Origin of the sequence: Streptomyces chartreusis NRRL 3882 (genome assembly GCF_900236475.1) — a bacterium.
In the GTDB taxonomy this organism is placed as follows: domain Bacteria; phylum Actinomycetota; class Actinomycetes; order Streptomycetales; family Streptomycetaceae; genus Streptomyces; species Streptomyces chartreusis_D.
The window spans coordinates 128,505-147,969 of record NZ_LT963352.1 but is presented as its reverse complement, the minus strand read 5'-3'; the positions used below and the strand labels follow the sequence as shown (position 1 = coordinate 147,969).

Genomic DNA, 19,465 nt, shown 5'->3' with positions numbered 1-19,465 from the left:
TCATGGACGCCATCGATCAAGCGATCATCCGGTACGTGCTGCACGACGCACGGGCCACATACGCCCAGATCGGCAAGGCGTCCGGGCTGTCCGCGCCCGCCGCCAAGCGGCGTCTCGACCGCCTCGTGGCTACCGGAGCGATCCGCGGTTTCACCGCTCTCGTCGATCCTCAGGCGTTGGCCTGGCATACCGAGGCTTTCGTCGAGGTCTACTGCGCCGGCAATCCCGCCCCCGCCGAACTGCGCCAAGCGCTGGAGGCCATCCCCGAGGTCGTAGAAGCCTGCACCGTCTCGGGGGCCGCCGACGCAGTCGTCCACATCCTCGCCAGAGACATCCCCCACCTGGAACAGGCCATCCAACGCATGCGCGCCACCCCTCCTGTGGAACGGACCGAGAGCGCCATCGTGCTCTCCCGGCTGTTGAACCGGCCTCGCGTGTGATCGACGCCGTGGGACCACCGCGAGTGCCGAGGCCGGCGTCCGCCCGCCTCGGGCCGACGCAGCAGACCGGTGGTCGCCTCGGTGGCTACAGCAGACGGGCGATCGATCCGGAGACGTGGGCGATGCCGGCATTCGCCGCGCTCGTCGTGTGCGCCGTCCGCGAATCACAGAGGTTGCGCGACCTCGGCGACGAGGCCGAGAACCTGTAAGGCGGCGGACCCTCCCGGCACCGTCTCATGCGCTCGTTCTCAGCGTGTCCAGGAGGCGGGTCATTTGCGGCATCCGCCGCCGTCACAGAAGCAGATGTCGGGGTCACTCTCCCGGAACCAGCACGAGGTTGGTTTTGTACGTGGGAGCTGACACCACTTGTTGCTCAGAGCGGGGAACGCCCGGTTTCGCCGTAGGGCGATGTCTCTAGTGACCTGAGTCAGAGATTCGTCGGCAGTAGGCGGCGACTTTGTCGAGGATCTCGTCGGCTGTCTTCGTCCAGACGAACGGTCTGGGGTGCTCGTTCCAGTCGGCGAGCCAGGCCCGGATGTCGCGTTCGAGGGCTTGGACGGAGCGGTGGACGCCGCGCTTGAGCTTCTTCTGGGTTAGTTCGGCGAACCACCGCTCGACCAGGTTCAGCCAGGACGCGCTGGTCGGCGTGAAGTGCAGGTGGAACCGAGGGTGCGCCAGCAGCCACCGCTTGATGTCCGGGGTCTTGTGGGTCGCGTAGTTGTCCAGGATCAAATGAACCTGCAGATCAGCCGGGACTTCCTTGTCCAGCTTCGCGAGGAACTTCTTGAACTCCGGTGGCGGCGGTGGAGGGAGCCGATGACCTTGCCGGTGGCGACCTCGAGGGCGGCGAAGAGGGTCGTGGTGCCGGCCCGGACGTAGTCGTGGCTGCGGCGTTCGGGAACGCCGGGCACCATCGGCAGAACAGGCTGGGACCGGTCCAGTGCCTGGATCTGCGACTTCTCGTCCACGCAGAGCACCAGGGCCTTCTCGGGCGGATCGAGATACAGACCGACGACGTCGCGGACCTTGTCGATGAACAGCGGGTCGGTGGACAGCTTGAACGTCTGCGACCGGTGCGGGGCCAGGGCGAACGCCCGCCAGATCCGCGAGATGGTCGACTGGGACATCCCCGTGGCCGTGGCCATCGACCTGGTCGACCAGTGGGTCGCGTTCTTCGGCGTCTCCTCGAGCGTCTTGACGATGACCCGCTCGACGTCGGCATCGGTGATCTTCCGGGGCACGCCGGGCCGCAGGTCGTCGCACAAGCCGTCCAGTCCCCGCTCGATGAAGCGGCGCCGCCAGGTGCGGACCGTGTCCGGAGCGATCCGCAGCCGGCGGGACACCTCCATGATCGAGTGGCCTTCGGCGCACTCCAGCACGATCCGCGACCGCTGAGCCAGAGCCTGAGCCGTCGTACGGCGGCGTAACCAGCCTTCCAGCACCGCCCGCTGGGCATCGGTGACCGACAACGGCGGAATCTTCGGACCCGGACGACTCATGCCCGACTAACGACGAATCTCTGACTCAGGTCACTAGGTTCTGACAACACCCGGGGGCTTGCGGTGGGAGCATTGACGTGCCCTGCGGGATGAGGCTGCGATGACGCCACCGAAATCCAAGGTCGACTTGTACGCGGCGATCCGCCGTGATGCCCGGGTAGGGATGTCGTACCGGGCCTTGATGCGTGAGTACGGAGTCGGATTCCGCACGGTGAAGGCCGCGTTGGAGTCGGTCTGGCCGGAGCCGCAGAAGAAGCCGCGGCCGCGCGGCACCCGCCTGGATGCCTACAAGCCGTTGATCGACCAGATGCTCCGGGCGGATCTGGATGCGCCGTGCAAGCAGCGTCACACGGTCAAGCGGATCTTCGACCGGCTCCTGGACGAGCACGGGGCGGAGGCGGTGACCTATCCGATGGTGCGGGCCTATGTCGCCGACCGTCGCCCCCAGGTCGCTGTTGAGGCTGGCCGCGGGGTGGTACACGCGTTCATTCCGCAGTCCCACAGGCCGGGGGCCGAGGCGGAGGTGGACTTCGGCGACGTGAAGGTACGTCTGGCCGGTGAGCTGGTCACCTGCTTCGTGTTCGCGATGCGCCTGTCGTATTCGGGCAAGGCCGTGCACCGCGTCTTCGCCTCCTGCGGCCAGGAGGCGTTCCTCGAAGGCCACGTCCACGCTCTCAGCGTGCTGGGCGGAGTGCCCACCGGCAAGGTCCGTTACGACAACCTCCGCTCCGCGGTCTCCCGGGTACTCAGCTCACGCTCCCGCGCGGAGAACGAGCGGTGGACCGCGTTCCGGTCGCACTACGGCATCGACGCGGCCTACTGCCTGCCCGGCATCGAGGGCGCCCACGAGAAGGGTGGGGTCGAGGGGCAGATCGGCTGGTTCCGCCGGAACCATATGGTCCCCGTCCCAGAAGTCGTCTCCCTTGCCCAGCTGAACGCGATGATCGAGCAGCGGGATGAGGAGGACGAACAGCGCCGGATCGGCTCCCGGCCCCGGCCGGTGAGCGAGTACTTCGCCGTCGAACGGCCACTGCTGCAGCCGTTACCGGACGAACCCTTTGAGACCGGGCGGTTGTTCAGCCTGCGGGTCGACCGCTTCAGCCAGATCAGCGTCCGCACCAACCGCTACTCGGTGCCGGTATGCCGGTACGGCTGATCGGCCGGACGCTCCGGGCAACGCTGCACGCGTCCGAGCTGGTGGTCTACGACGGCCAGCAGGAGGTCGCCCGCCACGAACGGCTGATCGCCAAGGGACAGACCCGGCTGGATCTGGACCACTACCTGGAAGCCCTGGTCCGCAAGCCCGGAGCGTTTCCCGGGGCCACCGCCCTCGAACAGGCCCGTTCCGCAGGCAACTTCACGCCCGTCCCATGACGCCTGGTGGGAGGCGGCGAAGGCCGCCCACGGCGAGCGGGACGGCACCCGGGCCCTGATCGAAGTCCTGCTGATGGGCCGCCACGTCCCCCACGAACACCTGGTCGCCGGGCTCGCCTCCGCGCTCAGGGCCGGCGCACTGACCGCGGACGCCGTCGCCCTGGAGGCACGGAAGGCGGCCGAAGCCGACGAGGTCGCGGCTCCTGTCCCGGCGGAGCCGGACCGGACGAACGTGACCTCGCTGACCGAACCGCGGCTTGCCCAGCTGCCGCCCGACACCCGGCCGCTGCCCTCGGCCGCGGCCTACGACCAGCTGCTGCGAGCACGGCAGCCGGCCGACCGCCCCGCAATCCAGGGAGAGATGCCGTGACACTCAAACGACACCGAGGGCTGACCGAACAGGCCGCCACCGCCGCCGTCGACCAGGCATGCCGCATGCTGAGGCTGCCTACCATCCGGGCCCAGTTCCCCGAACTGGCCGAAGCCGCCGCCCGCGACCAGATGTCCTATCGCGGCTTCCTCGCCGAACTGCTGATGGCCGAGTGCGACGACCGGGCCCGCCGCCGCTCCGAACGACGCATCAAGGCGGCGCAGTTCCCGCGAGAGAAGTCGATCAGGGCCTTCGACTTCGACGCCAACCCGAACATCGACCCAGCCGTCATCCACACCCTGGCCACCTGCGAATGGGTCAAGAAAGGACTGCCGCTCTGCCTGATCGGCGACTCCGGAACCGGCAAGTCCCACCTCCTGATCGCGCTCGGCACGGAGGCCGCCATGGCTGGCCTCCGGGTCCGCTACACACAGGCCACCAAACTGGTCAACGAGCTGGTCGAAGCCGCGGACGAGAAGATCCTGACCAAGACCATCGCCCGCTACGGGCGCGTCGATCTCCTCTGCATAGACGAACTCGGCTACATGGAGCTGGACCGCAGGGGCGCTGAGCTGCTGTTCCAGGTGCTGACCGAACGCGAGGAGAAGAACAGCGTCGCCATCGCCTCCAACGAATCGTTCGGCGGCTGGACGAAGACGTTCACCGATCCACGGCTCTGCGCGGCCATCGTCGACCGCCTCACCTTCGGCGGAAACATCATCGAGACCGGCACCGACTCCTACCGGCTCGCCAGCACCCGGGCCGCCCAGACGCAGAGGGCAGCCTCAGGCTGACCCGTCCGAGCCTCAAAAACCGGCCAGAGACAGCGTTCACCGCTATCCGTGCCACGACCGAGTGCGCGTGCGCTGAACACGCTAAGCCGGGCGGGGGAGCGAGTTGAGGCCGTCGATCGCGATGTCGGTGGCCCTTTGAACGGCTTTGTAGGTCTGCTCCGGCCGGTTGCCCCGCTTTTGGCATGCGGCGACGACGACCTTGATCGCCCCGACCAGCGATCCCACCGCCGCGGCGGCCTCGACGAGGTCCAGCTCGGGGCAAGCGAGGTGGAGCGCTTCGGTCAGCTGTAGCTGGATGTCGAACAGCAGGTGCAGTTCGCGCGCCTGAAGTGCCGGGACCGACGCGATCAGCCGGGTCCGAGCTGGGCCGACCTTCCGCGCCAACTCCGAGTCCGTGTCCGCGAAAACACTCTGGTCGATGACGCGCCGCAGCAGGTCGGCCACCGGTTCGCCGGGCTGCCGTTCTCCGATGATCTCGACCGCGCGCTCCAGCCGCGACCTGTCGTCGAAGAAGACGATGTCGTCCTTGCTGTCGAAGTAGCTGAAGAAGGTCCGTGTCGCGATGTCCGCGGTGGCCGCGATCTCCGCCACGGTTGTCTGGTCGTAACCCTTCTCGGCGAACAATCGCAGGGCGCCTTCGATGAGCGCTTGCCTCGTGCGCATCTTCTTCCGCTGGCGCAGCCCTGGGTCGCTGGTCACGACAGCACCTTACCGCATGCGATGTAATTTTGCATTCATTGACGTTTTGCATTGAGTGATGTTTTATCGGGAGGTCCGTACCGACCGAGGAGCGGCCGATGGAGAGCACGTCCCCGGCAATGGTCATGCCCACGGCCCGCCAGAACCCGTTCGATCCGCCCGAGGAACTGCGCCGCCGGCAGGGGCTCGGCCCCATCCATCGGATGACCTACGTCGACGGTGGTCAGGGGTGGTTGGTGACCGGCTTCGCCGCAGCGCGGGCGGTCTTGGCAGATCCCCGATTCAGCGTCCGCCCGGACCACATGCGCTCACCGATTGGCCAGCCGGCAACGGCGCCCGTGCCGCCGGGATTCTTCCTCCGCATGGACCCGCCCGAGCACGACCGCTATCGGCGGTTGCTCACCGGTGACTTCACGGTGCGCCGGATGAAGCTCCTCGAACCGGAGATCGAAGCGATCGTCAATGACCAGTTGAACGCGATGGAGCTCGCCGGGGGCCCGGCCGACCTGTTCAAGGCATTCGCGCTGCCGATCCCGTCACAAGTGATCGGCGAACTGCTCGGGGTGCCCTACTCCGACAGGCAGGGGTTCCAGCGGAACGCCGCCACGCTCTTGAACATCGACCTCACACCGGAACGCCGGCAAGAGGCGGTCAGGGAGCTCATGGCATATCTACGGGACCTGCTGCGCCACAAGTGTTCCTGGCCAGAGGAAGACGTGCTCAGCGGGCTCGCTGCGCACGAGGGACTTACTGCGGACGAGAGGGCCGGACTGGCGCTCCTGCTCCTGATGGCCGGGCACGAGACGACGGCGAACATGCTTGCGCTGGGCACTTTCGCTCTGCTGGCCAACCCCGCACAGTTAGCCGAGGTCCGCGGCAAGGAGGAAGACGCCCCAGCAGTGGTCGAGGAGCTGCTGCGCTACCTCACTGTCATCCATCACGTGGTCCGCGTCGCGCTCGAGGACATCGAGCTGCACGGCTGCCTGATCAAGGCCGGTGAATCCGTCACCGTCGCACTTTCCGCGGCGAACCGGGACGCTGATCATTTCGCCGACCCGGACGCGCTTGACCTCACCCGCTCCACGGCCGGACACCTCGCGTTCGGTCACGGCCTCCACCGGTGCCTCGGGCAGCGACTGGCCCGCGCCGAAATGCGCATCGCCCTCCCCGCACTGCTTCGCCGCTTCCCGGCACTACGTCTCACTGTCGCGCCCGAGCAAGTGCCACTGCGGTCGGCCATGACGGTCTACGGCGTGCATGAACTTCCGGTCACCTGGTAGGCAGATCAAGGTCGAGAAGAACGACGTGTGCTCGGCGACTTGCAGCGCGACGTCTGTGAGTTTGAGCAACGCCCCTTCACTGCCGGCTCCCCACCGCCATCCGGCCCTTCACGCACCGCCCGCATCGGACCACTGTCGTCTGGATCAAACTCACCCAGGCGCCCGGCATGGATCAGTTGGGGCCTCCGGTGTTGTCACTTCTCATCGACATTTCCGACCCGAGTGATCGCTTACAGCGGCTAACTGGCCGTTCTCTATCCGGTCGTGTGCTCGGTCTGGTTCGAACGGGGTCCTGGATCGGGTGACTTGTTTGCTGGTGGGGCATAGAGGAAGGGCCTCTTGGTAGCTCGCGGTTGTCGAGTCCAGCGAGGAGCAAGAGGCCCTGTTGTCGAAGTGTCGCGTGGTCGTGGTCGCCGGGTCCAGTCCGTCCACTCCTGGGTGTGACTGTCTCGCCCATCGGTTCGGGAACGCGGCCGACCGGCCAGAGCGCCAGCCCCGGTACGGCTCGGACATGAGCGATGCGGAGTGGGCCCTGGTGAGGGATCTGCTGCCGGTGCCGGGATGGCTAGCGGGCCGGGGCGGCAGGCCGGAGGGCTACTGTCACCGGCAGATGATCGACGCGGTGCGCTACCTCGTCGACAACGGCATCAAGTGGCGGGCGATGCCCGCCGACTTCCCGCCCTGGCCGCGGGTCTACGCCTTCTTCGCCCGCTGGCGGGACACGGAGCTGGTGGGCGAGCTGCACGACCGGCTGCGTGAGGTCGTCCGCCTGGCTGAGGGCCGCAAGGAGGAGCCGAGTGCGGCGGTCGTGGACTCGCAGTCGGTGAAGGCAGACGCCACCGTCCCCCACGCCTCGCGGGGATACGACGCCGGGAAGAAGATCAACGGGCGCAAGCGCCACCTGCTCACCGACACCCTCGGACTGCTTCTGGCCGTGGCTGTCACGCCGGCCTCCACGACCGACCGGGACGCTGCCCGCACCCTGCTGCCCGCAGCAAAGCATCGCCTCCGCCGACTGGCCCGGGTCTGGGCCGACGGCGGTTACACCGGCCACCTCACCGACTGGACCACCCAGCACCTCGGAGTCGTCCTCGACATCGTCCGCCGCAGCGACGACGTTCAGGGTTTTCAGGTCCTGCCCCGCCGCTGGGTCGTCGAGAGATCCTTCGCCTGGCTCCTGCGAAGCCGGCGCCTGGTCCGTGACTACGAACGACGCACCGACACCAGCGAGAGCGTCATCCTGTGGTCGATGACCATGCTCATGAGCCGCCGACTGGCCGCCCAGCGCCAGCAGCGTCCTGCCCCGGCGCGGGCAGCATGAACCTGCCCGGCTTCTCCTCGACCAGCCGGCCCCGTTCCACCAGCCGTTTCAGCCGGGCCATGGCCCCTTCGACGCGCGAGGCGGACGCGCTGTCCCAGCCCAGCACCACCGCTGCCCGCCGGGCACCGAGCCCATCGGATCCGGCATCCGAAGCGGCGGCCATCAATGCCTGGTAGTCCACCGACAACACCTCGACTCCGGGTGCCTCCTGCCGGTGGGGAACCGCCCGGCGCGGTCCCACCGGCTTCTTCTGCGACACGACGGCCACGATGGGCGCATCCTCCTCGGCCAGCGCCTCCAAATACTGTTCCAGGCCGATCACCCGGCGCCTGAGCACCTCTTCCGCGTCCGCCAGAGCCGCCCGCAATTGCTCCAGCTCGCCTTCGAGTTCCTCCACCCGCCTCGCCGAGGCCTTCTGCCGCGCTTCCAAGACCGCCCGCATCGACGGCATCCGCCACCTCCATGAAGTCTCGGTCAGCAACGGAACGACACTTCCGCGCCAGCCGCCACTTCATGTCTGACCAGCAGAAACCGCACATGGGGTTCGGAAAGAGAACGACCTCTCAGGGGGTGTGGCCGGGCGGCGATGAGCTGGTGTGGACCAACCTCGCCGACGCCGGGGACGTCGTGGCCCTAGTCAAGGACTTGCGCCCGTGTTTCGGTGAGTCGGTGCGCCCGGGGCTGGTCCATAACGGGTCGCACGCACATGATGCGACCGCCTACTTGACCGACGAACTCTGCGGACAGGCGATCGCGGACGGCCTTGCATGATCCCTGACATCGGCGGAGCAGCGGCCGAGGCGGGCGAGCCTCGTCGGTTTCTGATCGCCACCGCCGTGTCCCGGTACCTTAAGAGCCCGGAGTTGAACCGTCCAGGACTGGCTGAGGCACGCCAGAGCGTGATCGACCTCTTCACAGACAAGCTGGGCTATCAGCACCACAGCGCCCTCGGCATGGACCCCACCCGAGCACAGCTGTCCGACCAGCTTCGCATGTTCTGCATTTCACCCGAGCGTCGGGAGGACGACTTCGTCGCGGTGTACATCTGCAGCCACGGTGAGGTTCTCGACGACCGGCGAGATCATGTGCTGCTGGCCTCCGACACCGATCCCGAGGACCTCTCATACACCGCGTTGAGGACAGCTGATCTCGCCGACGCAATGCTGCGCGGCACCAAGGTACGGCGTCTGCTCCTGGTGCTGGACACCTGCTTCTCCGGGCAGGGCGGCAACGAGATGGCCGCGTCCGCCCTGGACCGAATCAGTGCCCAGTGGGGGCAGGACACCGGTTCTGGCCTGGTGGTCATCTCCTCCGCCCAACCCCACCAGCAGGCGCAGACCGGCCTCTTCCCTCGCCTGTTCAGGGACGCGGTCGGCAGTCTGGCCACCGCCGGGTACAGCCCGCAGTCGCTGTCGTTGTCAACCGTCGTGCAGCAGATGAACGACCACCCCGACCGCCCCGGCTACCAGCGCATCACCCTGTCGTTGAACGGACTGACCGGGGAGCCGCCCGCGTTCCTGGCCAATCCCCGCCACAGCAACCGGCTCACCGATGTCGACCTGGCTGTCCAACAGGCCGCCGAGTTCGACGAACACGCACAGCGCCGTGACACCGAGTTCACCAGACGTCTCCTGGTCCGGGCCATGGGGTACCCCGACGACGCTTCACAAGGCTGGTGGTTCTGCGGCCGCCACTGCGCCCTCGCCGACCTCAGTTCCTGGCTAGACCGCACCGACACCGACGGCCGGAATACCTGCCGGGTCGTAACCGCTGGCCCTGGCTCGGGCAAGACCGCTGTACTGGGCCTCATTGCAGCTCTTACGCACCCAGAGCGCCGGCAGTCCGTCCCGATCGACACACTCGGCCTCAGCAAGCACCTGATGCCGGACCCCCATGCCGTCGACGTGGCCATGTACGCGCAGAACCTCACTGACAACGACGTCCTGCACGGAATCGCCGCTGCCGCGAAGGTCAGCGCTCACACCGTCGGCGAGCTACTCGAAGCGCTCCCCGCCCCCGACGATCACCAACGCCCCCTGACCGTCCTCCTCGACGCTCTGGACGAAGCAGCCACCCCGAACACCCTCTGCAGCCGCATCCTACGGCCGCTGATCGACCACTCCAACGGAAAGATTCGTCTGCTGCTCGGCACCAGGCCCTACCTGCTCGACCGGCTGGGCCTCACGCAGAACTCCGAGGAAGTCGTCAACCTCGACGCTCCACAGTATGCCGACCCTGAAGCACTCCAGGCATACGCCGTACGCACCCTCCTCGAAGCACGGTTCGACAGCCCTTACCGGGACGACCCCACAACACTGAAGCCGGTGGCGGAAGCCATCGTGGACGCGGCGGGGACCTCGTTCCTCGTCGCCCGCATCACCGCCGGAACCCTCGCCGCCGCCGAAGACATCGTCCGCAACTCCCACGATCCCGCATGGCGGGCCGGCCTGCCGCGTCACGCCGGCGACGCCATGCGCGACGACCTCACCCGCCGCCTGGGCACCGAAGCCCAACGCGCCAGCGACCTGCTACGCCCACTGGCCTTCGCTCAGGGACAAGGCCTTCCCTGGGAAGACATCTGGGCCCCCCTGGCGTCTGCCTTGTCCGGCCGCATCTACACCGACGAAGACCTTCTGTGGCTCCGCCGCAACGCCGGCTCCTACGTCGTCGAAGCCACCGGATACAGCCGCTCGGCCTACCGGCTCTACCACCAAGCCCTGGCCGAACACCTCCGCGATGGCACCGATCCCCATACCGTCCACGCCGCCTTCACGAAGACACTCACCAGCCGTGTGCCGTACCGTGCCGACGCGACCCGAGACTGGTCACGCGCCCATCCCTACACCCTCAGCAACCTCGCCTTCCACGCGACCGAAGCCGACTGCCTCGACAGCATCCTGAACGACGCCGAGTACCTCGTCCACGCCGTCCCCCGCCGCCTCACTCCCTATTTACGCCATGCCCGCAGCACCATCGCCCGCTTGACCGCAGCCGTCTACCGCACGTCAATCGACCTCCACGAGACTGCGGAGCTACCAGCACGCCGGCAACTCCTCGCTCTCGATGCCGCCCGGGCCGGAGCAAAGGTGCTGCGGCAGCAGCTCACAGAGCGAATTCCCGGGGAAGACTGGGCCGTCCGATGGGCCAGCGGCAGCAAGTTCTCCGCTGCATTGCTCGACACGCTCACCGGCCACGACGGCTGGGTGGGGGGCGTTGCCTGCACCACTGTCGATAATCGGCCTGTCGCGGTCACCAGCAGCCGCGACAGCACGGTCCGTCTGTGGGACCTCACCACCGGTACCCCGATCGGCGACCCGCTCACCGGCCACACCGGCGCTGTGTGGGCCGTTACCTGTACCACCGTCGGTAACCGGCCTGTCGCGGTCACCGGCAGCTCTGATTTCACGGTCCGTCTGTGGGACCTCACCACTCGCACACCGATCGGCGACCCGCTCACCGGCCACACCGGCGCTGTGTGGGCCGTTACCTGTACCACCGTCGGTAACCGGCCTGTCGCGGTCACCGGCAGCTCTGATTTCACGGTCCGTCTGTGGGACCTCACCACTCGCACACCGATCGGCGACCCGCTCACCGGCCACACTGGCGCTGTGCATGCCGTTGCCTGTACCACCGTCGGCAACCGGCCAGTCGCCGTCACCGGCAGCGACGACCAAACCGTCCGTCTGTGGGACCTCACCACTCGCACACCGATCGGCGACCCACTCACCGGCCACACTCTCTGGGTGCTGGCTGCGGCCTGTACCACCGTCGACAACCAGCCCATCGCCGTCACCGGCAGCTATGACAACAGCGTCCGTCTGTGGAACCTTGCCTCTCGTATGCCTCTGGGTTCCTTCAACTTAGAGGTCGTTCTCTTTCCGAACCCCATGTGCGGTTTCTGCTGGTCAGACATGAAGTGGCGGCTGGCGCGGAAGTGTCGTTCCGTTGCTGACCGAGACTTCATGGAGGTGGCGGATGCCGTCGATGCGGGCGGTCTTGGAAGCGCGGCAGAAGGCCTCGGCGAGGCGGGTGGAGGAACTCGAAGGCGAGCTGGAGCAATTGCGGGCGGCTCTGGCGGACGCGGAAGAGGTGCTCAGGCGCCGGGTGATCGGCCTGGAACAGTATTTGGAGGCGCTGGCCGAGGAGGATGCGCCCATCGTGGCCGTCGTGTCGCAGAAGAAGCCGGTGGGACCGCGCCGGGCGGTTCCCCACCGGCAGGAGGCACCCGGAGTCGAGGTGTTGTCGGTGGACTACCAGGCATTGATGGCCGCCGCTTCGGATGCCGGATCCGATGGGCTCGGTGCCCGGCGGGCAGCGGTGGTGCTGGGCTGGGACAGCGCGTCCGCCTCGCGCGTCGAAGGGGCCATGGCCCGGCTGAAACGGCTGGTGGAACGGGGCCGGCTGGTCGAGGAGAAGCCGGGCAGGTTCATGCTGCCCGCGCCGGGGCAGGACGCTGCTGGCGCTGGGCGGCCAGTCGGCGGCTCATGAGCATGGTCATCGACCACAGGATGACGCTCTCGCTGGTGTCGGTGCGTCGTTCGTAGTCACGGACCAGGCGCCGGCTTCGCAGGAGCCAGGCGAAGGATCTCTCGACGACCCAGCGGCGGGGCAGGACCTGAAAACCCTGAACGTCGTCGCTGCGGCGGACGATGTCGAGGACGACTCCGAGGTGCTGGGTGGTCCAGTCGGTGAGGTGGCCGGTGTAACCGCCGTCGGCCCAGACCCGGGCCAGTCGGCGGAGGCGATGCTTTGCTGCGGGCAGCAGGGTGCGGGCAGCGTCCCGGTCGGTCGTGGAGGCCGGCGTGACAGCCACGGCCAGAAGCAGTCCGAGGGTGTCGGTGAGCAGGTGGCGCTTGCGCCCGTTGATCTTCTTCCCGGCGTCGTATCCCCGCGAGGCGTGGGGGACGGTGGCGTCTGCCTTCACCGACTGCGAGTCCACGACCGCCGCACTCGGCTCCTCCTTGCGGCCCTCAGCCAGGCGGACGACCTCACGCAGCCGGTCGTGCAGCTCGCCCACCAGCTCCGTGTCCCGCCAGCGGGCGAAGAAGGCGTAGACCCGCGGCCAGGGCGGGAAGTCGGCGGGCATCGCCCGCCACTTGATGCCGTTGTCGACGAGGTAGCGCACCGCGTCGATCATCTGCCGGTGACAGTAGCCCTCCGGCCTGCCGCCCCGGCCCGCTAGCCATCCCGGCACCGGCAGCAGATCCCTCACCAGGGCCCACTCCGCATCGCTCATGTCCGAGCCGTACCGGGGCTGGCGCTCTGGCCGGTCGGCCGCGTTCCCGAACCGATGGGCGAGACAGTCACACCCAGGAGTGGACGGACTGGACCCGGCGACCACGACCACGCGACACTTCGACAACAGGGCCTCTTGCTCCTCGCTGGACTCGACAACCGCGAGCTACCAAGAGGCCCTTCCTCTATGCCCCACCAGCAAACAAGTCACCCGATCCAGGACCCCGTTCGAACCAGACCGAGCACACGACCGGATAGAGAACGGCCAGTTAGGGAGCATCGGCACCGCACAGGGCCCTCCCGCGTACGGACTCGGGTGCGTCCGGCCATACCTCCGCGGCAGTAGTCGGGGCGCTCTCGCCCAGCAGTGCACAGGCCCGGCTTAGGACGGCCGCTTCGTTTAGCGGGAAGGTGGTGACGGACGACGTGTCCTCGAAGATACGGACGGCGGAACCGTCGAAGTTCAGCGCGGTGGGCAGCAAGCGTCGCACCTCCATGTCGACGACCTGCGCGCCGGTTCGGCCGTCGTAGACGGCGATGTGGGAGGGCACGGTGACGACGATCTCGCGTCCGTAGGGCTGTATGAGGCCGATGCTGTCTCCCTTTCCGGCGAGCGGGAGTTCGGTCCAGGAGTCGCCGTGAGGCCGGTAGACCGCCAGCGCTCCGGTAAGGGTGCTGGCTACCACGCCACCGTCCTTGAGTGCCTTCGCCTGCATAAACACACCTGAGCTCAACAGCACGCGGTGCGCCCACGCGTACCGGCCCTCGCGGTAGGGCAGCGCGTACAGGTGCTGGTCGGTGGCGACGAACAGCCGCTTGCGCCCCGGGGCCGCGCTGACAGCGACGACCCGCTCCGTGTCGGGCAGGGTAATCGAGTACCTACGTTGCGGCTGCGACGTGGACTGTGCCAGTGAGTAGACGCGGATCTCATGGGCCCAGGCCGCGTAGAACTCCCGGTGCGGATCGTCGAACAGAGTGACCGATGCTCTCTGCCCGGCCGGTCCGGTCAGCTCGATGGCTGAGCCGAAAGAGAATGTGGCGGCTTTGACGTGGCGGAGCCGCACCAGGCCGTCGGTGCTCGCGACCGCGGCCATGCGCAGCCGCGGGCTGAAGGCGGAGGGCTGCTTACCCGAGACGGGGCCCATGTCCACGAGTTGCTTTCTGCCCTTGCGCCTCGTGGGGTCGTACACCCCCATGCGGGCGTGGCCGTAGGCACCGGTGACATAGAGCAGTGACGAGCTGTCGGGGATGCTTTCGACGAGTTGCGCGCCCAAGACGTAGAGGTACCGCCTGTCCGGAGCGGCAAGGCTGTAGAACACCAGGGCGCCGCTGCTGGAGGGCGTCACCAGGTGCTCTCCGTCGCCGCTCACCGCTAGCTGGGAACGTCCGCTGTTGGAGGACGCGAAGTAGTCCGAGGCGGAGGCGCGTTCATCGATGGTGTCTTCACCGGAGTCCGAGCCCAGGTCCTGCGGATCGGCGGAGTAGGCGGCGATCGTGTTGGCGGCCGCGAGATAGAGGGAGGAACGGGCAGAGCTGTAGCCGAGCATGGCCAGGTACGGCACATTGACGGGCATGTGTTCGACCTTGGCCGTGTCCGGCGCCAGGGTCAGGAGCCGGCCGCCGGACAGTGCGTAGAAGCACTTGCAGGCTGCCGCGTACAGGAGGTTCCGTGCGGGGGCGGGGAGGTTCGTGGCAGCGTGCTTCGGGCGGGCTGTGGTCCGCCAGTCCCACATGCGTACCGCGGTCGCCGTACCGATGGCCAACGTGGAGCCCGAGGGCGTGAACGCAAGTGTTGTCGGGCGGCCGTCATCGGCGAGAAGGGTACGGCGGCCGGCCGCCGTGGAGCCGGTTTCCTGGACCTCCACCGTGCCGTCGCGGCCGCCGATGGCCAGGCGGGATCCGTCGGCACTGTAGGCGACCGCGCTCGCCGGGGTCCTGGTGGACCACTGCGGAGCGCCCTCTCCGGCCGGATCCCATCGTGCGACTCCCCGTTCGGTGGCCACCGCGAGGGCGCCGTCGGTCTGCGGGAATCCGATCGTGTTCACCTTCCGGAGTTCCACAGGCACGGTCACCGGTGAGGCGCTGCGGGCGTCCCACACCCGCAGTCGCCGCTGCGCGTCGATCCCGGCGGCGTAGCGGCCGTCGTGGCTGAGGGCCAGGCTGTGCAGTCCGGTGGCCTTGGTACGGATGACCTTGCTGATGGAGGTCTCACGGTTGACCGCGGACAGTAGGGCGTCACGACTCCCCGGCGAGTTGGGGGCGAGGGCACGAGCGGTCAGCGCGTCCACGAGGGCCTGGTCCGGCGTACGGGTCTCCCGTTGCAGTGCCCGGTCGGCGAGTTCCTCGGCCTTCGTGGCGATGCGATCGCGGTCGGCGCGCTTCCTGCTCTCGTCGCCGTACCAGAGGCCGAACATCGTGGCGATGACGGTGAAGGCGCAGGCAGTGGCGACGAACCGCCGGGGCAACCGGCGAGAGCGGCGCAACGCCTGTGGCACGTCCCGGGCTTCGCGTACACGGTCGCGCGGAATGGCGGTCACCGGGCGGGTGTCCTGCTCACCCGGCGCGAACAGCAGTACGTGACCGGCGGCAAGCGCGTCGTGGACGGCGTCCGGCTGGGCGGGCACGGCGTGCAGGCGAGCGGGGGGTTGGATGCCAGCGTGCACGACGACGCGCGGGTCCGCGTCGCGGGGGTGTTCGCCCGCACGGGTGAACAGACCGCCGCGGCGACGGTGGAGGGCGCGGGCCAAGGCCACCGCGGCGGCCGCACCGACCTCGGTTCCGGCGGGGATGTTGGCCGCGACACTGTGCGGGCCGCCGAGCCGCCAGCGCATGCCGTGGCCGCGGGGGAAGTGTTCCTGGGCCCGGGCCCAGGAGAACGCCGCGGCCAGAGAGGTCTCCAGGGTCTCCAGGCCGGTGGTGAACAGCATGGTGTCCGTGTCCGGCAGGACCTCCTCGGCCGCGTCCTGGACCAGGTCCACGGTAAGGACGGCCACCCCCTCGGGGGTGACGCCGTCGGCGAGCACCTTGGCCGCGACGGACTCATGGCGGCGGCGCGGCCCGCGCAGACAGCGTTCCACCAACTCCTCGGCCAGCTTCCATGGCAGCTCAGGATGATCCGCGCGGAAGGTGGCCCGTTTGACATCGGCGAGGAGGGCGGGGGCGGCGGCGCTAGGGTAGGGCTGGCGGGCCGCGTCACACCACACGGCCGTCGCCCCTGTCTCGGCCCCGGCGTCGGCCAGGGCGCGGTCGGAGGGTATGGCTTCCCGCTCCAGTGCGGCTGCCCGTGCGGCGTGCCAGATCGCCCGTGCCATGGGGTGGTCACGCGTCGATCCCTTGTCGCGCAGCAGCCGCAGGGCCGCTGAGACCGGACCGTCCTCAGGCGGGCCGGTGAGCGGAGAACCGTCCAGGAGCCGGTCGCCGGACTGGGCGGCGGCCGCGCAACCGCGCAGCCACAGGCCGTCCCGGCACAGCCTGTCCGCGATCGCGGCCGCCGACAGCTTGGGGGCGGTCACGATCCGGCCCATGGCACAGGCCGCCAGGAGAGCGGCCCACTCCAGGAAGTCGTCCGGGCGTCGGCTCATCGGCACGCCTCCGAAACCTCATCAGCCCGTGTGCGGGCGTCGGTGAGTGCGCACAGGCGCCGGACCAGCTCGGCACCGTCGAGTGCGAGAGCGGTCAGGCGACCGGTGGTGCTGCCCAGGACCACCCACTTGCCGTCCGAGGTGAAGCCGCCCGCCGACCAAGCCCCGCCGTAGTAGGGGTCGTCGTCCGGATCCTCCGGGCTGGTGGCCCGGAACAGCTCGGCGCCATCGGGCAGTTGCTGCAACAGCGCGGTGTAGTCGACGCTCACGGTCAGCAGCGCGGACTCGTCCGGGGCCAGGGCGGTGCCCAGGACGGTCTGGTTATGCCGTTGGGGAAGCTGCTCGCGCAGTCCGATCTTCGGGCCGTACCGGGCGATGCGTCCGTCGCCGAAGCCGGCGAGGTAGCCGTCCCGGTAGGGAACGGCGGCAGCGAGGTCTCCCAGCCCGTCGTCGGTGCCGACGGCCGCGAAGTTCCGGGTGACGGTGGGGCGTGCGGTTCGGGGGTCCAGGACCTCGGCCCAGCCGAGCCGGTGCCCCACTAGCAGCCTGGTGCCGTCCGGCCGCCAGGCGAACGTGCCCACCGCGCCCGCGTCCCGCTCCGGCTCGGGGGCGACCTTCACCGTCCGGTGCGCCATGTTCCACAGCTGCACCTCACCCGCCGAGTCGCCGACGGCCAGGATCTGGTCGTCGGGGGAGAAAGCCAGGCGGAACACCGGGCTGTCCGCATGGTGCAGCGGTCGTCCCTTCGGTCTCATCGCGGGGTAGTCGTAGAGGGTGATACGGCCGGAGGCGTCGCCCACGGCGAGGGTCCGCCCCCTCCCGTCCACCGCCAGGGCCATTGTGGCCTGCGAACCGGCCTTGCGCAGCACCGTCGTACGCCCGTCACGGGCCCGATACCGGATCAGCCGGCCGTCAGCGCGGAGCACGAGGACGCTGCCGGGGGAGTGCGGATCGCCGACGACGGCTCCGACCTGTTCCTGTGCGTCCGTGCGCAGTGGCGGGGCGTACAGGAACACCCGGCTGCGGCCGGAGAGCGGGGCCGAGGCCACAACCGGTGCGCCGGTGATGGGGTGGACGGCCAGGACCGCGGTGAGCGACTCGGTGGCCTCGCTGTAGGCGACTCCCAGGGCACGGCCGCCGTCGGACATGTCCAGCGCGGTGACCGTCGGGCTGGCGGATGTGGTGTCGATGGGGGGGCGGTACGCGGGCCATTCGCGTGTCGCGGCCAGGACCGTGCGTCCGTCGGCGCTCGCCGAGAGGGCGTAGACGTATCCGTCGAGACTCACGGTCTTCTTCAGCCGCAGGGTTCGGGTGTCATAGACCTGCAGATCGATCCGGGACCCGCCGACCACCAGTGAGCGTCCGCCGTCGGTGACGGCCATGGTGGAGACGTTCTTCCGTAGCAGCCTCATCGCCTTGGTGGCGGTCAGGAGTGTCTTGGGCGAGGCGTTCGCCCGGTCGGCCGGGTAGACCTGAAGGGCGGGGTCGTTGCCGTCCGTCAGCCGTCCCACCGCGAGACGTCCGTCGGGCAGGAACGCCAGGGAGGTGACCAAGGGGTCGGTCGGCCGTACCTGTACCGGGGACGGCGAGCCGGGCCGGGCGACGGCCTCCACTCCGGCGCGCGTGGCCCATGCCACCCGCCCGCCCTCGCCCGCGGTCAGGGCCAGGACCGGTCCGTCGGCGTCACGCAGCACCCGCAGACCGATGTCGTCGCCCTCACCGAGCACCCCGTACAGAACCTCGCCGCGGTCGGTGCCCAGGATGAGCCCACGGCCGTCGGCGCTGAAAAGCACCTCGGTCACCGTGCCCGCTCGTGCGCCGGTGCGGGCCCGCACTCTTTGTCCGTCGGACTCGTACACCGTGACCTTGCCGCCCGTCGCCACCGCCAGCAGACGGCCGTCGGGGCTGTACCGCATGGCCCCCACCTGGTGTCCGGCGTCGATGACACCGGACAGCCGCAGGTCGCCGTAGGCCGCCGACAGCATCGCGGCGGTGGCCACGGGGGAGGTGGGGTCCAGGAGATGGGCCTGTAGGGCTGCACTCGCGGAGCGGTCCGGGGCCGCGCCGTGGTAGGCCCGGGCATGTGCGCTCAGGCTCTCCACCTGTGCCTGGGTGCGGGCATCGGCGCGATCGGCAGCGTTCGCGGCGGCCCACACCCCCGTCGCCGTCGCCGCCACGAGTGCGACGAAGGCCACCGGTAGCGCGAGGGACCGCCGCAGCAGACCGGCTCGTACCGCGTCGGCCACGCTGGTGACGGCCACCGCTTCGGGTCGCCCGCTCGACTGCGCGGCCAGCGCCCGTTCATGGGCTGCGCCCGCCACGAGCAGCCTGCCATGGTCGATGTCGGCCACGAGCGCGGCTTTCTGATCGATATGGGTAACCGGGCCGAGTAGTCCGAAAGCGTCGACCTCGGCGCTGAGCACCGCGCGCCGATCCCAGGGGCGCCTGCGGGCCAGCGGGGTCAGGCCGAACAGGAACGCCAGTGCGACCGCGAAGGCCCCTCCGGCCGAGGCTCCGCCGATCGGCGTCGTCACCTGCGATCCGTCGACCGTTCGCACTGTCCAGGTGATCCGGCCCCGGGTGGGAAAGCCCGCCTGGCCCTCGGCCCATCGCAGCGCCGTGGCCACTGCCTCGTCGAAGGCGGCGTCGGTGGGAGGCTGCGGATCGAGGCGCTCCAGTACTGCCGGGCCCTCGGCCTTACGGGGCCCGCGCTCGTATCGCATGACCAGGGTCAGCAGGGCGGAGGACTCACCGACGGCGAGCGTGATGCGCGCGCCGCGACGCCACTTCCGCGGGAGAACGGGAAGCCATGCGCGCCCGGATCGAAGCAGGGTCCACAGGAGGCGTCGTAGACGCGAGGAGCCCATGGGCG

The 19,465-nt window shown here is 68.9% G+C and carries 12 protein-coding genes and 3 pseudogenes; 9 read left to right on the top strand and 6 right to left on the bottom strand.

The window, feature by feature from the left end; genetic code table 11:
- Positions 1 to 2 precede the first annotated feature (2 nt).
- Together SCNRRL3882_RS00570 and SCNRRL3882_RS00565 are read left to right on the top strand one after the other, a co-directional pair.
- Positions 3 to 440 carry an Lrp/AsnC family transcriptional regulator gene (locus tag SCNRRL3882_RS00570; RefSeq protein WP_010048344.1) on the top strand — a complete coding sequence of 146 codons (438 nt, stop codon included), beginning with the start codon at positions 3 to 5 and terminating at the stop codon, positions 438 to 440.
- 8 nt (positions 441 to 448) lie between these two features.
- Positions 449 to 649 carry a hypothetical protein gene (locus tag SCNRRL3882_RS00565; RefSeq protein ID WP_158688479.1) on the top strand — a complete coding sequence of 67 codons (201 nt, stop codon included), beginning with the start codon at positions 449 to 451 and terminating at the stop codon, positions 647 to 649.
- A 205-nt stretch (positions 650 to 854) separates the two neighbouring features.
- Here SCNRRL3882_RS00565 and SCNRRL3882_RS00560 read toward each other — a convergent pair.
- Positions 855 to 1,939 (bottom strand): annotated as a pseudogene (locus SCNRRL3882_RS00560) (IS630 family transposase).
- Between the two features lie 100 nt (positions 1,940 to 2,039).
- On the opposite strand from SCNRRL3882_RS00560, the pseudogene istA reads away from it, so the two are divergent.
- Together istA and istB are read left to right on the top strand one after the other, a co-directional pair.
- Positions 2,040 to 3,683, top strand: a pseudogene (istA, locus tag SCNRRL3882_RS00555) (IS21 family transposase).
- Positions 3,680 to 4,477 carry an IS21-like element helper ATPase IstB gene (gene istB / locus SCNRRL3882_RS00550; RefSeq protein WP_010039251.1) on the top strand — a complete coding sequence of 266 codons (798 nt, stop codon included), beginning with the start codon at positions 3,680 to 3,682 and terminating at the stop codon, positions 4,475 to 4,477. The pseudogene istA and the gene istB overlap by 4 nt, the downstream one beginning before the upstream one ends.
- Positions 4,478 to 4,558: 81 nt before the next feature.
- On the opposite strand, the gene SCNRRL3882_RS00545 is transcribed toward istB, so the two are convergent.
- The gene (locus SCNRRL3882_RS00545) at positions 4,559 to 5,176 is read right to left on the bottom strand and encodes a TetR/AcrR family transcriptional regulator (RefSeq protein WP_029181127.1); all 618 of its coding nucleotides are present in this window, start codon (positions 5,174 to 5,176) and stop codon (positions 4,559 to 4,561) included.
- Positions 5,177 to 5,274: 98 nt separating this feature from the next.
- Here SCNRRL3882_RS00545 and SCNRRL3882_RS00540 point away from each other — a divergent pair, with 98 nt between their 5' ends.
- Complete coding sequence (locus SCNRRL3882_RS00540) at positions 5,275 to 6,456, top strand: cytochrome P450 (RefSeq protein WP_010039249.1); 1,182 nt, start codon at positions 5,275 to 5,277, stop codon at positions 6,454 to 6,456.
- A gap of 511 nt (positions 6,457 to 6,967) precedes the next feature.
- Entirely contained in the window at positions 6,968 to 7,777 is an 810-nt protein-coding gene (locus SCNRRL3882_RS00530) for an IS5 family transposase (protein WP_086012503.1), read from the top strand.
- Here SCNRRL3882_RS00530 and SCNRRL3882_RS00525 read toward each other — a convergent pair.
- The gene (locus SCNRRL3882_RS00525) at positions 7,716 to 8,219 is read right to left on the bottom strand and encodes a hypothetical protein (protein WP_050810232.1); all 504 of its coding nucleotides are present in this window, start codon (positions 8,217 to 8,219) and stop codon (positions 7,716 to 7,718) included. The two genes, SCNRRL3882_RS00530 and SCNRRL3882_RS00525, sit on opposite strands and share 62 nt — an antisense overlap.
- 71 nt (positions 8,220 to 8,290) lie before the next feature.
- On the opposite strand from SCNRRL3882_RS00525, the gene SCNRRL3882_RS00520 reads away from it, so the two are divergent.
- The 3 genes and pseudogenes from SCNRRL3882_RS00520 (at position 8,291) to SCNRRL3882_RS41465 (ending at position 12,265) form a co-directional block, all read left to right on the top strand.
- Positions 8,291 to 8,548: a hypothetical protein gene (locus tag SCNRRL3882_RS00520; RefSeq protein ID WP_197709801.1), complete on the top strand. Its 258-nt coding sequence runs from the start codon at positions 8,291 to 8,293 to the stop codon at positions 8,546 to 8,548.
- Positions 8,545 to 11,592, top strand: a pseudogene (locus tag SCNRRL3882_RS00515) (hypothetical protein); the annotation flags it as partial. The gene SCNRRL3882_RS00520 and the pseudogene SCNRRL3882_RS00515, both read left to right, overlap by 4 nt.
- Before the next feature lie 169 nt (positions 11,593 to 11,761).
- Positions 11,762 to 12,265, top strand: coding sequence for a hypothetical protein (locus tag SCNRRL3882_RS41465; protein ID WP_050810232.1), 504 nt, complete (start codon positions 11,762 to 11,764; stop codon positions 12,263 to 12,265).
- Here the strand turns inward: SCNRRL3882_RS41465 and SCNRRL3882_RS00505 are convergent.
- The 3 genes from SCNRRL3882_RS00505 to SCNRRL3882_RS00490 all read right to left on the bottom strand — a co-directional run bounded on the left by SCNRRL3882_RS00505 (position 12,204) and on the right by SCNRRL3882_RS00490 (position 19,460).
- Positions 12,204 to 13,013, bottom strand: a complete 810-nt coding sequence (locus SCNRRL3882_RS00505; RefSeq protein ID WP_086012503.1) for an IS5 family transposase — start codon at positions 13,011 to 13,013, stop codon at positions 12,204 to 12,206. The genes SCNRRL3882_RS41465 and SCNRRL3882_RS00505 overlap by 62 nt on opposite strands.
- A 268-nt stretch (positions 13,014 to 13,281) precedes the next feature.
- Positions 13,282 to 16,593: a WD40 repeat domain-containing protein gene (locus SCNRRL3882_RS00495; protein WP_010042594.1), complete on the bottom strand. Its 3,312-nt coding sequence runs from the start codon at positions 16,591 to 16,593 to the stop codon at positions 13,282 to 13,284.
- Positions 16,590 to 19,460 carry a WD40 repeat domain-containing protein gene (locus SCNRRL3882_RS00490; protein WP_010042596.1) on the bottom strand — a complete coding sequence of 957 codons (2,871 nt, stop codon included), beginning with the start codon at positions 19,458 to 19,460 and terminating at the stop codon, positions 16,590 to 16,592. The genes SCNRRL3882_RS00495 and SCNRRL3882_RS00490 overlap by 4 nt, the downstream gene beginning before the upstream one ends.
- Between the last annotated feature and the right edge of the window lie 5 nt (positions 19,461 to 19,465).